The sequence below is a fragment of the Streptomyces sp. NPDC001135 genome (genome assembly GCF_053598395.1).
Genome location: NZ_JBSFKD010000070.1, coordinates 1 through 15,838 on the forward strand (window position 1 = coordinate 1; position 15,838 = coordinate 15,838).

Here is a 15,838-nt window from a genome sequence, read left to right on the forward strand (position 1 = left end):
GGGCACTGTCGCGGTGCCGGCGCCGGGGCCACCGCGTCCGCGGCGCCCGTCGACGGCCCGGCTACGGCTCCGGATCCGGATCCACCACCATCGCCGAGCCGCCGCCGCGGCGGACCTTCTCGGCGGCGGCCAGCCATCTGCCGTCCGGCAGCCGTTGCACGCCGGTGGCCGCGCCGATCTCGGGGTTGAGCTTGAAGCTGTGCCCGAGGGCCTGCAGCTGTTTCCTCACGTCGCTGTCGTACAGGGCCGGTTCGAGTTCGGTCTGGGCGGCGTTGCGCTGGCTGGCGCGGGGTGCGGCGATCGCGTCGACCAGCGGCAGGTGCCGGTCCAGGAACCCGGTGAGGGTCTGCAGCACGGTGGTGACGATGGTCGCGCCACCGGGGGAACCGAGCGCCACCACCGGCCTGTTGTGCCGGTCGAGGACGATCGTCGGGGAGATCGACGAGCGGGGCCGCTTGCCCGGACCGGGCAGGTTCGGGTCGTGCACGGCGGGGTTGGCCGGGGTGAAGGAGAAGTCGGTCAGCTCGTTGTTGAGCAGGAAGCCCCGGCCGGGGACGGTGATGCCGCTGCCGCCGGTCTGCTCGATGGTGAGCGTGTAGGAGACGACGTCGCCCCACCGGTCGGCCACGGTCAGGTGCGTGGTGTTCTCGCCCTCGTACGTCGTCGGGGCCGCCGTACCGCCCTGTCCGCAGGCCGCGGGGTGACGCGGGTCGCCGGGGGCCAGCGGGCTGGTGAGGACCGCGTCGTCCTTGATCAGGCAGGCGCGCGAGTCGGCGTACCGCTGCGACAGCAGCTGCCTGGTCGGTACGTCCTCCAAGGCGGGGTCGCCGACCCAGCGCCCGCGGTCGGCGAAGGCGATCCGGCTGGCCTCGATGAAGTGGTGCAGGTACTGCGCCTCGCTCGCCTCGGAGAGGTCGGTGCCCTCCAGGATGTTGAGGGCCTCACCGACCGTGGTGCCGCCCGAGGAGGAGGGCGCGATGGAGTACACGTCCAGGCCGCGGTACGACGTCCTGGTGGGCGCCTGGAGCTTGGCGCGGTAGACGGCGAGGTCCTTCTCGGCGAGCTTGCCGGGGCGCGCGTTCCAGCCGGAGGCGGGGTCCACGGGCGGGTGCTCGACCGTCTTGACGATGTCGTCGCCGATGTCCCCGCGGTAGATCGCGCCGACCCCCTCGCGGCCCAGTTCCTCGTAAGTACGGGCGAGTTCGGGGTTCTTCAGGGTGGAGCCGACGACGGGGAGCTTCCCGTCCGGCAGGAACAGCTTCGCGGTGTCGGGGAAGTAGCGGAACCGGGTCTCGTTGGACGCGGTCTGCGAGCGGAAGGTGTCGTCCACCGTGAAGCCGTCCCGGGCGATCCGCTCGGCCGGCCTGAGGACGGTGCCGAGCCGTTCGCTGCCCCACTCGTCCAGCGCCGTCTGCCAGGTGGCGGGCGTGCCCGGGGTACCGACGCTCAGGCCGCTGCTGACGGCGTCGGCGAACGCGAGCGGCTTGCCGTTCTCCGTGAACAGGTCGGAGTCGGCGCTGAGCGGCGCCGTCTCACGGCCGTCGATGGTGTGTACGGTGCGGGTCTTCGCGTCGTAGTAGACGAAGTAGCCGCCTCCGCCGACGCCCGCCGAGTAGGGCTCGGTGACGCCGAGCGCGGCGGCGGTGGCGACGGCCGCGTCGACCGCGTTGCCGCCGTGTCTGAGCACCTCGATGCCGGCGGCGGACGCGTCCGCGTCGACGCTGGCCACGGCGCCGCCGTAGCCGACGGCCACGGGCACCTTGCCGGCCGTACGGCTCGCCGCCGGCGCGGGCGGCGCCGTCGCCCCCACCGACACCACGGCGGCCGAGACCGCCAGAACCGCCAGTTTCCGCGTACCTGGGCGACCCATGCGTACCTCCCGTCGGGACAGTCCGCGCAGCGTAACCAGATCGGCCCAGTACCGACAGTACGCCTCGGCGCCCTGCCACACGAACGTCACGCGTCGAACACCGGTACGTAGCCGTCGCCGTCGCCCGCTACCATGCGCGGCCATGAACGACGACGTGCGCAACATCGTCCTGGGCCTGGTGGCGACCGGGATATCGGCCTCGCTGGGCTGGCTCGCCCGGACCTGTCTGTGGCGCCGCAAACTGCGGCGCAAGCAGGCCTTCTTCGGGATGCCGGACCACTCGGAGTCGCTGCTCGTGGTCAACCACACAGCGGGCGGGCCGGAGTTGTCGGTGAAGCGCCACGACGTGTTCGCCCTGCTCGAACTCTCCGCCCTCGTCAAGGACTGCAACGCGCACGTCCAGGTGGTGGCGCACGACGCCATCCAGCAGGGCTTCGGCGAGCGGACGGAGTTCTGCGTCGGCGGGCCGTACTCCAACCGCCGGATGGCGGCGCACCTGTCCTCGCTGCTGCCGGGCGCCCGCATGAACGTGGAGACCGACGCCGGTCCGGAGCTGGGCGCCCTGCGGATCGGCGGGGAGGAGTACCGCATGGAGCGCGGCAGGAGCGAGTACGTCCTGCTCGCCCGGCTCACCGCGAACACCCGGGCGGACTCCCGTCCCGTGTTCCTCTTCTGCGGCCAGCGCGCCATCACCAACCAGGCGGCCACCCGCTATCTCGCCCGCTACCACGAGCGGCTGCACCGCAAGTACGGCACCGGGTCGTTCGTGCTGCTGCTGAAGGTGGTCAACTCCCATGCGTACGGCCCGGATGTGGTCGAGCTGGTGGCGGACGTGACGCGGGCGGCGCGGACGCCCCTCCCGGAGCCGGCTGCCGCCACCGGTGGGTAACGCCTCAACAATCTTTACTGGCACGTAACTTACCGGCGGGTTACTTACGGTATGGGCCTCCGGTTACCGTCGGGTCACTTTGCACATTTGACGAGTGAAGGAGTGACCCATGGGACATGGTCGCACCGCGCTGCGCTCCGCCGCCGCCACAGCCGTCTCGGCCGCGCTGATCGCCGGCACCGTCGTCGGCCTGGCGCCCGCCGCCCAGGCCACCGCCCCCTCCGTCCGCTTCGTGGACATCACGGGCGACGGCGGCACCGTACTGAAGGGGAACGTCGTCACACCCGCCGGCGCCGACGGCTCGCGCCGCTACCCGCTCCTGGTGCTGCCCACGAGCTGGTCCTTCCCGCAGGTCGAGTACCTCGCGCAGGCGCAGAGGCTCGCCGACGCCGGCTATGTGGTGCTCACCTACAACGTGCGCGGTTTCTGGCAGTCCGGCGGTCAGATAGAAGTGGCCGGTCCGCCGGACGTAGCGGACGCCTCCAAGGTCATCGACTGGGCCCTCGCGAACACGCCGGCCGACCCCCGGCACGTGGGCATGGCGGGGGTGTCGTACGGCGCCGGGATCAGTCTGCTCGCCGCCGCGCACGACAAGCGCGTCAAGGCCGTGGCCGCGCTCAGCGGATGGGCGGACCTGATCGACTCCATCTACTCCGGCCGCACCCAGCATGTGCAGGCGGCGGCCGTCCTGGACGGCACGGCCACCCTCACCGGCCGCGAGAGCCCGGAACTGAAGGAGATCTTCCACAACCTGTACTCCTCGAACCTGTCCGCGGAGCAGCAGATGATCGACTGGGGCCGGAAGCGTTCCGCCGCGACCTACGTCGACCAGCTGAACCGGAACGGCACGGCCGTGATGCTCGCCAACGCCTGGGGCGACACGGTCTTCCCGGTGAACCAGTACGCCGGCTTCTACGAGAAGCTGGCCGGGCCCAAGCGGCTCGAACTGCGGCCCGGCGACCATGCGACCGCCGAGCTGCCCGGCCTGTTCGGGCTGCCCAACGACGTCTGGACGGACACCGGGCGCTGGTTCGACCACTATCTCAAGGGTGCCGACAACGGTATCGACCATGAGCAGCCGGTCCAGCTGAAGTCCCGTAGCGCGGGGGGATACGAGGGCTACCCGGACTGGAAGTCGGTCGAGGTGACGCGGCGGAAGGTCGCGCTTCCCGGCTCCAGCACCATCCACGCCAACGTCGACTCCGGCGCGGACGGCGGGATCGTCTTCCTCTCCAGCATCCTCGACCAGATCGCCCAGCTGCCGCCCATGGCCCCGATCCCGCTGCTGCCGCGCCGCTGGGCGGCCGTGTGGCAGTCGGAGCGGTACGACAGCGCCCAGCAGGTGCGCGGCACGGCCAGGCTGCACACGACGCTGACCCCGACCGCGGAGAGCGGCACCCTCGTCGCCTACCTGTACGACGTGGGTCCGCTCGGTATCGGCAAGCTCGTCACGAACGCGCCGTACACCTGGCACGGACGGACGCCCGGCGAGCCGTTCGGCGTCGACCTGGACCTGTTCTCCACGGCCTACGACGTGCCCGCCGGGCACCGCCTGGCGCTGGTGGTCGACACGGTCGACCCGCTGTACATCGAGCACAACCCGTCCGGCGCGCAGCTGACCTTCTCCTCGCCCTCGGACGACCCGTCGTACGTGTCCGTCCCCGTGCGCGAGCAGTGATCTCCGGCTGCCGCCGGACGAGCCTGGCCCGTGAACTGCCGTCCCCCTGGGGTTTCGGGGCCATGGGGGGCTCCCCACCCGGCAGCAGCGCCCCGGGGCCGGCCGTGGCGATGGTCACGGCCTCGGTCCCGGGGCTGCGCTGCTCACGGCGGGACACCCGGCCGGCGAACCACGAGAGCAGCATGCACATCCCGGTGCGGATCGGCGAGACCGCCATCACCACAGGGATGAACGGCAAATCGTAGTCGAGGTTGGAGACGATGGGTTTCCCGGCATGGAGGAACTCCTCGTAGATGACGAGATGTCGGAGGGAGGTGTCCTGCGGGACGACCGCCAACTGGCCGCAGGCGGAGAGGAGATACAGGGGCAGCAGTTGGGGGCGAGCAGGGACGGCACGCACGTTCCCGGCCATAGCCGTATCCACGCCCGCGGCAGGGCGCGCTCAGGTCTCGGCGATCTCCGCGTACAGCTGGGACAGCTCGGGGACACCGCTCGCCGCCCAGCCCTGCCCGGCGCCCGCGACCTCGACCTCGCGGCCGGACGCCAGCCGTACGACCGCCTCGCCGTCGGAGCGGATCCGCCAGGCGGCGCCGGGCACCGTGCGCACCACGACCGTACCCAGGTACAGCCCCGCGTCGTGGCCCAGCCGGGGCAGGGTCTCGGCGTCGTCCCGCCAGCGCGGGACGAGCTGGTCCAGCGCCTCCAGCGAGGCCGGGGTGTCGTCGAGGCGGACGCCCGCCCGGTCCGCCTGCGCGCGGAGCAGTTCGCATTCGGAGAGCAGCGCGGCGACCGCCTCGGGGTCGCTGGGCGGCGCCGTGTCACCGTTCTTCTTGTGCCGGTGGCCCAGGAACGGAAGGTTCATGGACCCAGCGTGGCATCAGACGTCGAGGTCGACCACCACCGGCGCGTGATCGGAGGCGCCCTTGCCCTTGCGTTCCTCGCGGTCGACGTAGGCGTCCTTGACGGCCTTGGCGAACGGTTCGTTGCCGTACACCAGGTCGATGCGCATGCCGCGGTTCTTCGGGAAGCAGAGCTGGCGGTAGTCCCAGTACGTGAAAGGGTGGTCGTACTTCAGCGGGCGCGGGACCACGTCGTCCAGGCCCGCCTCGCGCAGGGAGGCCAGGGCGGCGCGCTCGGCGGGGGTGACGTGCGTGGCGCCCTCGAAGGCCGCCACGTCGTAGACGTCGTCGTCGGTCGGCGCCACGTTGTAGTCACCCATGACCGCGAAGGGGCGGCTGCCCTGCGCGTCGCCGTACACGGCCGCCTTGAGGGCCTCGAACCACTGGAGCTTGTACGCGTAGTGCGGGTGCTCCACCTCGCGGCCGTTGGGGACGTACACCGACCAGACGCGGACCGGGCCGCAGGTCGCCGAGAGGGCGCGCGGCTCGGTGACGCCGTCGTAGCCGGGGTCGCCGGGCAGGCCCTTGACCACGTCCTCGATGCCGACGCGGGAGAGCACCGCCACGCCGTTCCACCGGCCGGTGGCGTGGACCGCCGACTCGTAGCCCAGCTCGCGCAGCTGGTCGGACGGGAACTGGTCCTCGGCGACCTTGGCCTCCTGGAGGCAGAGCACGTCGGTGCCGCTGCTCTCCAGCCAGGCCAGCAGCCTCGGAAGGCGGGCGGTGATCGAGTTCACGTTCCAGGTAGCGATGCGCATGCCTCACAACCTACCGGGAGTCACTGACAGCGGACTCAGATCTCGGTCGAGGCCCCCGGCGTCAGCCGCTGGTGGTCCGTGCCGCCCAGGGCGCCGATCTGGCGGTCGTAGATCGGGCGGGCGAGATCGGTGAGCAGGGCGTCGTGGACGTCGTAGGCGCGCTGCGGCCGCACCTCGCGGACGTAGTCGATGACCTCGGAGATCTTGTTCCACGGAGCCATCACCGGGAGCATCAGCGTCTCCACCGGCTCGCCGGGGACGGTGAGGGCGTCTCCGGGGTGGAAGACCCTGCCGCCGTCGATCAGATAGCCGACGTTGGTGATGCGCGGGATGTCCGGGTGGATCACCGCGTGCAGCTCGCCGTGGACCTGCACGTCGAACCCGGCGGCGGTGAAGGTGTCGCCGTGGCCGACGGTGTGCACGCGGCCCGGGAAGGCCGCCGAGATCCGGTCGGCGACGGACTTCAGCGTCCAGATCCCGGCGGCCGGGTTGTTCTCCATGGCGGCGCGCAGCCGGAACTCGTCGAAGTGGTCCGGGTGTTCGTGCGTGATCAGGATCGCGTCCGCGCCGAGCGCGGCGTCCTCCTCGCTGAAGCCGCCCGGATCGATGACGAGCGTCCGCCCGTCCTTCTCGAGGCGGACGCAGGCATGGGACTTCTTCGTGAGCTTCATGGCTCACCATCCTGCCCAACCCGGCGGCCGGCCGGGCCCGGCGGCGCGCGACTCACTCGGCGGGCGTGGTCTCCTCCTGGATGACCTGCCGGGCCACCCGGAACGCGCCGGCCGCGGCCGGTACCCCGCAGTACACGGCCGTCTGCAGCAGTACTTCCTTGATCTCGTCCGGGGTGAGCCCGTTGCGCAGGGCCGCCCGGGTGTGGAAGGCCAGCTCCTCCAGATGGCCGCCCGCGACCAGCGCGGACAGCGTGACGCAGCTGCGGGTGCGGCGGTCCAGGCCGGGCCGGTCCCAGATCTCGCCCCAGGCATAGCGGGTGACGAAGTCCTCGAAGTCCCCGGAGAACGCGTCGGCCTGTGCCAGCGCCCGGTCCACGTGCGCGTCGCCCAGCACGTCCCGGCGGATCTTGAGCCCGGTCTCGTACCGGTCGGGCCGCGCGGCCGGCTGGTCCGGCACGGCGGCGGCCGGGGCTGTCTCGGCGACCGGCACGGCCGGTGACGGGACCGCCGGCGCCGGGACCACCGCCGCCGGCAGGACCGTCTGGCCGGTGTCGAAGGAGTGCTGCCAGGCGGTGGAGAAGTGGTGCACCAGCAGGTCGGTGACGGCCGCCGGCTGCTCGACCGGGACCAGGTGGGAGGCGCCGGGGACGACCGCGAGCCGGGCGTCCGGGATTCCGGCGACCAGGGTGCGGGCCTCGGCCGGCCCGGTGACCTGGTCGTCGGCGCCGACGAGCACGAGCGTCGGCACGCCGACCCGGCCCAGTTCGGCCCGCACGTCGAACGCGGCGAGCGCCTCGCAGGCCGCGATGTAGCAGCCCGGGTCGGTGGTGCGGACCATCTGCACCGCCCACTCGGTGATCGCGGGCTGCGCCGCGGCGAACCCGCCGGTGAACCAGCGGTCGGGCGCGGCCCGGGCCACCGGGTCCAGCCCGTTCGTCCGTACGACCACCCCGCGCTGCCGGAACTCGTCGGCGGTCCCGAACCGGGGCGAGGCCGCGACCAGCGCCAGGGAGGCGAGCCGCTCGGGCCGCCGCAGGGCCAGCTCCATGCCGATCGCACCGCCCAGCGCGCAGCCCGCGTAGCCGAACCGCTGCACGCCCAGCGAGTCCAGCGTGGCCAGCAGCCGGGTGGTCAGCTCGGCGACGGAACCGGCCGGGTGGGCGGGAGCCCCGCCGTGGCCGGGCAGGTCGAACCGCAGGACCCGCCACTGTTTGATCAGCTCCGGCACCTGGCGGTCCCACATGTGCCATGTGGTACCCAGTGAGGGACCCAAGATCAGGACCGGAGCGTCTTCTGGCCCGTCAAAGCGGTATTGCAGGGTGTTCGGTGGTGTCTCACTCACGCCCCAGACCCTCTCACGTCTCACGGACGCCCCTATAACGGGGGAACACTGGATACCGTCCTGACCAGGTGGAAGACCTCTCGGGCGGCATATCGCTTGAGGCATCGGATGATCTCACGCCGGGTCTTGCCTTCCTGGGTGCGGCGTTCGTAGTACGCCCGGGTGCGCGGGTCGTGGCGCAGGCGGGTGAACACGATGCGGTGCAGGGCGGCGTTGGCCTGCCGGTCGCCGCCGTAGTTGAGCCGGCGCGTGCTCCGACGGCCGGAGGAGTACTCGATGGGGCTGACTCCGCAAAGGGCAGCAAAGGACGCCTCGGTGTTCAGTCGCTCGGGGTTGTCTCCCATGGTGATCAGGAGAGTGACGGCGCTGTCCGGACCGATGCCCACCGGTACGAGCAGCCGTGGGGCATGGTGTTCGACGAGCCGGGTCAGTCGCTGGTTCAGCTCATTGATCTGCCCGTTGAGCTGTTCGATGCGCTCGGCGAGCATGCGCAACGTCAGGTGGGTGGCCTGGACCACCGCGTCCTCGTCTCCCCCGCCATCGGGTGGGCTGAGGGTCGCGCAGGTGCGGAACAGCTCGGCATTGCCCAGGCTCGACAACCGTTCCCGCAGGGCGGGGTCGGCGATCACTAGGACGGCCTTGAGCTGGTTGATCGCCTGGGTACGGGCCTTGACCGCGGAGTCCTTGGCGAGTTTGTAGATCCGGGCGCTGTGCACGGGTCCGTCGCCGGATTTGACCTGGGCCCGGGTGCGACCGCTGAGCACGGCTCGCGCGGCGGCCTGCGCATCGAGCGGGTCCGACTTGCCGAGCAGACGGCGGGCCGAGCGGTCGGGCCGGTTCACTTCGAACACCTGGATCTGCTGGGTCGGCAGGTAGCGGGACAGGCCCGCGCCGAAGGTACCGGTGCCCTCCACGCCGGCCCGGCGCACCGTACCCCGCTTGCGGGCCCACACGAGCAGCCGACGGTAGCCGGCCGCCGTCGCCGGAAAGGACTCGGTGCCCAGAACCTTCCCCAGCGAGGACACCACGGCGGCGACATGGACCTCGCCGTGCGTGTCCACGCCCAGGACGACCTCGCCCCGAACAGGAGGATCCGCGCTGGAGGAGGTGCTGTGCTGTCTGGTCGTCATGGTGTTTGGCCTCCCGCGTGGTGACCGGCTGGGCGGATGGCACCGGCCCGCTCGGGCGGTCTGAACCGTGATGGCGCCTGGAACTCGGCAAGGCCCCTATTGGGACACGCCCTGTGGCTCGGTGACAGCAGAACCCATCCCGCGACGACGGTCGACAAGCCTGTGACTGGACACTTCGGTCAAAGATCTCAAGAGTCAGACCCCCGTCCGGGACGGCATCGCGCAACCGTCCCATCCATCCCGGCGCATCGGCACCCACCGACCACAGCCGGATGGCTTCGCCCGAACCAATGCCCAACCTGGCCGGAGCAGGCTGAGAATGAGTTGGCTCCCCGCCCCCTCGCGACCGGCAATGACAGACAGCCGTCTGGGCCGCCTTACGGTCGCCCTCCATCGGCCATCGCACGAACGGCTTCGAGCCCTCATTCTGGTGCACAGTTGTCCGCAAGTCATGGCGCGGGCTGCCAAAGAGGCTGCCTAGCAACTCGGCAAAAGCACCGGCGAGTGCTTCGGAACTCGGCCTACTCGAGTAACGGGGAACCAGCAGCACCGCACGAAGGGGCGCCCGCGTGGAAGGCATGGCGCATGTGGGCGCTGCCGGACCCGATGCTCGTGGCCCCCGTGTCCGACCCGGCGCCGCCCGATGGGTGGGCCGCCGAGGAGAAGTGGGACGGTTCTCAAGACACCTCGTGATGTCTCATTCGCGTTGGCACCGTTCAGCTGGGTCACGACTGGTCCTTCGTGCGTGCGGCTGAGGCTTGCCGGGTGTCTGCGCCGGTGCTGACGTGCCGCTGGGTCTCCTGGGGGCCGTGCCAGTCCAGGCAGACGGCGGTGGCATCGTCTTCGAGCCGGCCGTCGGCGGCGTCCCGGACCGCGGACGTCAGCGCCAGCACGGTCTCCCTCGGGTGCAAATTCCGGGTGCGCGCCAGCAGGGCGGGCAGATCGACCTTCTCTCCGTGACGTTCGAGCATGCCGTCGGTGAACATGAGCAGACGGTCACCGGGCCGCAGGTCGAGGTCCTGCACACGGTACGGGTGGGGAGTCAGCTCAGACAGCCCGAAGGGATGGTCCACCTCGCAGGTGATCGTCTCCACAGCCCCGTTGCGCATGCGCAGTGGCCAGGGATGACCGGCGTTGACGAGTTGGGCCCGCCCGGTCTGGAGATTGATGCGCAGGAGCTGCCCGGTGGCATGACCGTGGCCGTGTTCGATCAGTGCCTGGTCTGCCCGGTGGGCCTGTTCGGCCAGGCCGGTGCCCGCCCGGCGGGCCCCGCGCAGGGCGCCCACCAGGACCGTGGCGGCCAGGGCGGAATCCATGTCGTGGCCCATGGGATCGGTCACCGACACGTGCAAGGTGTCGCGGTCCACGGTGTAGTCGAAGGTGTCGCCGCTGAGGTCCTCGGAGGGCTCCAGGTTCCCGCACAGGGTGAACTGTGCGGCCTCGCACGACAGCGACAGGGGCAGCAGCTGGTACTGGATTTCAGCTGCCAGGGTGGGGGGCTTGGAGCGTTTGCCCCAGGTGTAGAGATCGGTGAAGTGGCCGTTGGCGATCACGATGTAGGCCAGGATGTGGGCGGCTTCCCCGACTGCGTCGAGCACGTCCTCGCCAGGGCCGGTCGGCAGGAGCAGTTCCAGCAGCCCGATCGCATCCCCGCGGTTGGTGACGGGCGCGATCACCCGCTGTCCCTCGCCGGTCGCGTCCTGATACAGGCGCTGGGTACGGATCACCTCCTCGTAGACGCTGCCGAACAGGGGAATCCGCTCGGCCTGCCGCCCACCCCGAGTGGGAGCGGTGGACAGCCGAGCCACCGCCTTCCCCGTCAGGTCCACGATGAGGAAAGAGACCTTCGTGGCCTCGAAACGCCGCCGCAGGTCCTCCGCGATCACGTCGACGGCGTCCGCCGGCGCCGCTGTCTCCGCTGCCGTCAGCAATCGGGTGAGCCCACTCTGTCGACCACTCACGACCGCAGTCCCTTCCACAGCCCCCCACCAGCTTGGTAATCGCCGCAGTGAGCGTCAATCCGTGAACAGTCACGCTCCGGCATTCGCCCGCGGACGCGGCCGCCACGGCTGCTCTGTACAAAAGCGGCTCGACGGGCCCATGTCTTAGGAGACACGCCAGAGTCTGGAGAACGATCGCTGGAGAGCGCTGCTCTCTCTGGATGCCGGGCGTTTGGTGTTGCGCTCGCGCAGGGACAGGAACCTCGCACCCTCCTTCCCCGAGGTTCGTTCCGGGCACGGTCCAGCTGCCGACGCGACGGCCCTGGACGGCGAGCTGGTCGTACGGGAAATCCAGCAGGCTCGCCTTCGAGCGACTCCGGGGTCGCCTCCAGCGGCGCGGTGCCGGCGCTGCCCGGCTCGCCGAGCAGTGGCCCGCCCACTTCGTCGCCTTCGACTTGTTGCGCCTGGCGGGCACCGACACGACCAGATGGCCGTACGCGGGCGCCGCAGGGCTGCTCTGGAACGCCCCTTTGCCGAACAGAACCTCACCGCGCCGTGGGCGCTGTGCCCGTCGTTCCCGCTGACCTGGGGATTCACGAAACTGCGGACAGAGCCCTGAAAACGGCCAGGGCTACTTGTCGCCCCACTTGGTCCGGCGTTCAACGGAGTGGGGAGTTTCAGCGAGCGTCGCGCCCGCTGCCGACCACGCGGCCGGTACGTTGGCGGCCACCGGTCCCGGCTGACGTGGACCCGCAACGCAGCCGGCCCGCAATCCCGCAGTTCAGGGGCGGCCACTCCGCCGACCTGACCGCCGAATACCGAGCCGGGTCCCATGGCCGGCCGCTTCACCGTGCCGTCGGGTCCGTTCCGCGGGGAATTCCTCGATACCGATGACCCGCAGCAGTTCCAGCCGCTCGCGAGCCTCGGCGACGCCGAGCGCGGCGCCGTGGTCGGCGAGCAGAAGACGGATGCCGCACCGGCCGCTCCCAGGAAGGCGCTGTGCACGGTGGCCAGCGGGGAGTCGGGCGGTGCGTCCAGGTCCACCCGCTCCTCAAGGACGGGAGCGCCTCCGTTCAGTACCTGGACCAGGGGCGAGTGGGTCGCCTCCCCGACCGGGGGCAGATGACCGCGCCAGTCCTCCTGCCAGGCTTCACGGCTCTCCGGGCCGGTCACGGCAACTCGGTGCACCTGACGGGATCCGACCCGCAGGTCCACCGCGGCCCAGTCGGCGAGGCGGGGAGCAAGGCCGCGGCTCAACCGGGCGAGGGCCTCGTCCACCTCCAGGGTCTGACCGAGCACCTCGGTGATCTCCGCGACGAGTGTCAACCGCTCGGCGAGACTCTCCAGAGCGCTCGCACGAGCGGCTCGTTCCGCCTGTTCCATCCGTTCTGACTGCCCCGCACGTTCCGCGCGTTCCCTACCGGCACGGCGGTCCGCCGCGGTCTCGACGATCAGCACGACCAGGCCACGCAGACGCCGGAGACGTCGTCCGCTAGGGGTGGCCGACGAGGAGATCGGGACCAGCCGTCCGTCACCACGCAGGCATCTGTCGTCGTACCCGCGTGCCGAACGCCTCTCGGCCAGTGCCCACAGCAGCGGGCAGCGCTCCCGCGGGACGAGGGCACCTCCCGGGTCGCGATGGCACAGGGTCGTGCGTGGAACTCGCCGTCACCACCCGCCACACCAACGGCGGGGCCATGGGCGCCATCGTGGGGCGCCACCACTGCGGTCCCGTCAGCGGCTCCCCCGGCTCGTTGGCTGAACCGGAGGAGCCTGAGTCGAGCCAGCCCCATGGATACGCTGCTGAAACGCGGCCCACCTCCGGGTCCCCCTCCCGAGTCCCCCACACACGAACGCCCTGCCGCGATGTGCGACAGGCGCTCAATCGAAGCCGCGACCGGTCGTGCGCAGGACGCCGGGAGGAGGGGATGCTCTGGGACGCCGCGCTCAGGACGTCTTCTTCCGGCTGCGGTTGATGCACTCCGAACGCACGGCCGTCCGCGCCCCCACCGGAGACCCTCGAACCGACTCTGAAGACGGTCAGCCGAGCCAGGACGACACCCGGCCTCGTGATCCTGCCCCGGTATCTGATGGTCGAACCGTCCTCCGCCCGGATCGGGCGCGCCGACAGCCACCCGCGACCATGGACGGCACATCCCGCGATCCGAGCGGTACTGGTCGTCGCAGGGCAGGGCCCACCGTCATGGCCGAGTTGAACCCCGAGTGAGCTCCGCTCCACCGGCCGCTGCGCGCCGTGGAACGGGATGCACGAAAACGGCAACCTGGGGTAATGGTCGAACTGTCGTCCTCGCAATTCCATACGGCACCGGCGCCCCGGACGGGAAACCCGAGGTCTGGGATGTGATCATGATGGAAGACTCTCTGAACGGCACCCCCGATGCGACTCGAGGGGCACTTGGTTCCGGCACGGACACCGCTCCTGAACAAGATCAGCGAGTTGCAGACGGAAATCAGTCAGCTGCAGGAGGCCGTCGTCTCCCACACCGTGGTGGACCAAGCGATCGGTGTGGTCATCGCCCTCGGTGGCCTGCGTCCCGAGCAGGGCTTCCAAGTGCTACGAGAGGTCTCACAGCACACCAATACGAAACTGCGTCAGGTCTGCGAACTGATCGTGGACTGGGTACACGGCGAACAGCTGCCCGACGAGATCCGCACCTCCCTGGACAAGGCACTGGCCACCGCACGGTCCATCTGAACGCAGCACAGCTCTGCCGCCCGCGTTCTGAGCCGGACGGCAGGGCGGGCGGACGAGTTGAATGCCAGCTCACTTCCGAACCCGCACGCGACGCGACCTCCGCTCAACGTGTCCCCGAACCCATCTGACCAAAACGTCGCACGCCAGACTCTTCGGCGGTCGCTGATCACGCACGCTACGAAGCGCCGGGGCCAAACCGGAACGCCGCTCGGGACAACGTCGTAGCCGGTCCGTTCTCGTCTGCGTCATGCGCTGAGCGAGAAGCCGTATGTACGCGGGCCGGTGCCCGCCGAGGCCGCGTACCGGCACCGGGCGGCAGGCCGGCGCGGGCCGAACAGCCGCTCAGTACGCCTGGGACCTGTGCGCTGGAGATCCTCCAGGGCGTCCGGGATGACGGTGCGTCGGTGTCATGCCAGCCAGCTGCCCACCACGTCGGCGGTTTCGCGCAGGGCCGCGAGCTGGCTGCGGGTGAATCCGGCGATGGGCCGGGCGTGATGCGTCGAGATCGCTCCCAGCAAGGCACCACGCTCGTCGAGCAGCGGGACGCTGTGACAAGCGCGGCTGTCTGCGTCCAGGATCACGTGCCGGGAACATCGGGGAGCCGCACATGGCCCATGGCGGTCTCGGTGATCTCCAGTACGCGGCGCAGCCCCGCGCCGAGGACCGCGCCCTGCGGAGCCGTCGGGCTTGTGCTGCCGGACAGGCGGAGCCCCGGAAGCCGGGGAGCGCCGGCCCGGGCGCGGTGGGAAACCAGCCGCCGGTCCGCTCATCCGGCCCGGCGATGCGGTTGACCGCGTCCGCAAGACGCCTGGCCGGACGGACTCGGACGGGTGCTGACGTGAGTGTCGATCTCCTGGCCCACGGGTGGCCGCCTCGCCCTCCTCGCTGCTCGGCAGGCCGCCCGTACATGATCCGGTCTCTTGCGTTGTCTCCTTGCCGGCGCGCACACACCTGGTGTCACGGTCGCAGGATCATGGCGTACGGCCTGCACTGCGTGGTCTCAGGGCGAGACGCCGTCGTCCGACTGGGGCAGTCGCAGGGCGAGCAGGGCGATGTCGTCGTGGGCCCCTGCCACGAGTCCGTTCATCAGCTCGTCGCTCAGCTCGTCGATGTCCTGGCCGACCAGGGCGGCAGCGTGCTGCCGGAGCCGGGTCATGCCGTGATCCATGGATTCGCCGCGCCGCTCGATCAGACCGTCCGTGTACAACAGCAGGGTGCTGCCCTCGGGCAGGGACAGGCAGGCACTGGGCCGTTCGGCGTGCGGGTCGACGCCCAGCAGGAGTCCGTGTGCTTCCCAGAGGTAGGTGGTGTCGCCGTCCGCGGTGACCAGCAGGGGTGGTGGATGTCCGGCACTCGCCCATTCCAGCTGGTACGGCCCTCCTTCCTGGCCCTTGAGCAGTGCGTACACGCAGGTGGCGGTGCGGTGGCTGTAGAGGGCGTCGACTGCGAGGTCCAAGCGGCGCAGGATCATGCCGGGGGGCTCCCGGCGGTCGCAGGCGATGCCACGCAGCATGTTCCGGATCTGGCTCATGGTCACGGCGGCATGCAGATCGTGGCCGGTGACGTCGCCGATGATCAGAGTGGTGTCACCGCTTTCCGGCAGGACGAAGCTGTCGTACCAGTCACCGCCGATCTGCGCGGTGGCGAGCGCCGGGGAGTAGCGGGCGGTGATGCGCAGACCCGGTACGACGGGCAGGTCCGGCAGCAGGGAGCGCTGGAGGCGCTCGGCGACGGCCTGGGTCTCGGCGTAGAGCCTGGCGTTGTCGAGGGCCAGCGCGATGCGGTGGGTCAGGTCCTCGACCAGCGCCAGGTCCGCCTCGCCCCACGGCGGGTGTCCCTCGCCCCTGACGAGGGTCAGCGCACCCAGCACTCGCCGACGTGCCCGCAGGGGTGCCACGATCACGGAGTCTCCCCCGAGTCGGGCGAACGGTTGCATGGTTGCCGT

General features: G+C 70.7%; 13 protein-coding genes and 1 pseudogene. 4 read left to right on the top strand and 10 right to left on the bottom strand.

All coding sequences use genetic code 11. From position 1 onward, the window contains the following. Positions 1-61 precede the first annotated feature (61 nt). Positions 62-1,870: a gamma-glutamyltransferase gene (ggt, locus tag ACWC94_RS41865; RefSeq protein ID WP_450802974.1), complete on the bottom strand. Its 1,809-nt coding sequence runs from the start codon at positions 1,868-1,870 to the stop codon at positions 62-64. 142 nt (positions 1,871-2,012) lie between these two features. Here ggt and ACWC94_RS41870 point away from each other — a divergent pair, with 142 nt between their 5' ends. Continuing rightward, positions 2,013-2,759 (top strand): hypothetical protein, encoded by a 747-nt coding sequence (locus ACWC94_RS41870; RefSeq protein ID WP_450802976.1) that lies wholly within the window; start codon positions 2,013-2,015, stop codon positions 2,757-2,759. Between the two features lie 109 nt (positions 2,760-2,868). Further along, positions 2,869-4,437 (top strand): CocE/NonD family hydrolase, encoded by a 1,569-nt coding sequence (locus ACWC94_RS41875; RefSeq protein WP_450802977.1) that lies wholly within the window; start codon positions 2,869-2,871, stop codon positions 4,435-4,437. Between the two features lie 70 nt (positions 4,438-4,507). Here ACWC94_RS41875 and ACWC94_RS41880 read toward each other — a convergent pair. The 7 genes and pseudogenes from ACWC94_RS41880 to ACWC94_RS41910 form a co-directional block, all read right to left on the bottom strand. After that, positions 4,508-4,777, bottom strand: a pseudogene (locus ACWC94_RS41880) (amino acid ABC transporter permease); the annotation flags it as partial. Positions 4,778-4,879: 102 nt separating this feature from the next. Then, entirely contained in the window at positions 4,880-5,299 is a 420-nt protein-coding gene (locus ACWC94_RS41885) for a DUF6278 family protein (RefSeq protein ID WP_450802979.1), read from the bottom strand. A 15-nt stretch (positions 5,300-5,314) separates the two neighbouring features. Then, a complete protein-coding gene (locus tag ACWC94_RS41890) occupies positions 5,315-6,094 on the bottom strand; it encodes an exodeoxyribonuclease III (RefSeq protein WP_450802981.1) in 780 nt (259 codons plus the stop codon). A gap of 35 nt (positions 6,095-6,129) precedes the next feature. Then, entirely contained in the window at positions 6,130-6,765 is a 636-nt protein-coding gene (locus ACWC94_RS41895) for an MBL fold metallo-hydrolase (protein WP_450802982.1), read from the bottom strand. A gap of 52 nt (positions 6,766-6,817) precedes the next feature. Continuing rightward, the gene (pcaDC, locus tag ACWC94_RS41900; protein WP_450802984.1) at positions 6,818-8,107 is read right to left on the bottom strand and encodes a bifunctional 3-oxoadipate enol-lactonase/4-carboxymuconolactone decarboxylase PcaDC; all 1,290 of its coding nucleotides are present in this window, start codon (positions 8,105-8,107) and stop codon (positions 6,818-6,820) included. A gap of 32 nt (positions 8,108-8,139) precedes the next feature. Further along, on the bottom strand, positions 8,140-9,237 hold the full coding sequence (locus tag ACWC94_RS41905; RefSeq protein ID WP_450802986.1) for an IS110 family transposase: 1,098 nt from the start codon (positions 9,235-9,237) through the stop codon (positions 8,140-8,142). A 725-nt stretch (positions 9,238-9,962) separates the two neighbouring features. Then, on the bottom strand, positions 9,963-11,198 hold the full coding sequence (locus ACWC94_RS41910; RefSeq protein WP_450802988.1) for a PP2C family protein-serine/threonine phosphatase: 1,236 nt from the start codon (positions 11,196-11,198) through the stop codon (positions 9,963-9,965). 811 nt (positions 11,199-12,009) lie between these two features. On the opposite strand from ACWC94_RS41910, the gene ACWC94_RS41915 reads away from it, so the two are divergent. Next, entirely contained in the window at positions 12,010-12,303 is a 294-nt protein-coding gene (locus tag ACWC94_RS41915; protein ID WP_450802989.1) for a hypothetical protein, read from the top strand. Positions 12,304-13,575: 1,272 nt separating this feature from the next. Continuing rightward, positions 13,576-13,893 (top strand): ANTAR domain-containing protein, encoded by a 318-nt coding sequence (locus ACWC94_RS41920; RefSeq protein WP_450802991.1) that lies wholly within the window; start codon positions 13,576-13,578, stop codon positions 13,891-13,893. A 407-nt stretch (positions 13,894-14,300) separates the two neighbouring features. On the opposite strand, the gene ACWC94_RS41925 is transcribed toward ACWC94_RS41920, so the two are convergent. Beyond that, complete coding sequence (locus tag ACWC94_RS41925; protein ID WP_450802993.1) at positions 14,301-14,663, bottom strand: GAF domain-containing protein; 363 nt, start codon at positions 14,661-14,663, stop codon at positions 14,301-14,303. 230 nt (positions 14,664-14,893) lie between these two features. After that, the coding region (locus ACWC94_RS41930) for a PP2C family protein-serine/threonine phosphatase (protein WP_450802995.1) at positions 14,894-15,838 on the bottom strand (945 nt) is incomplete at its 5' end.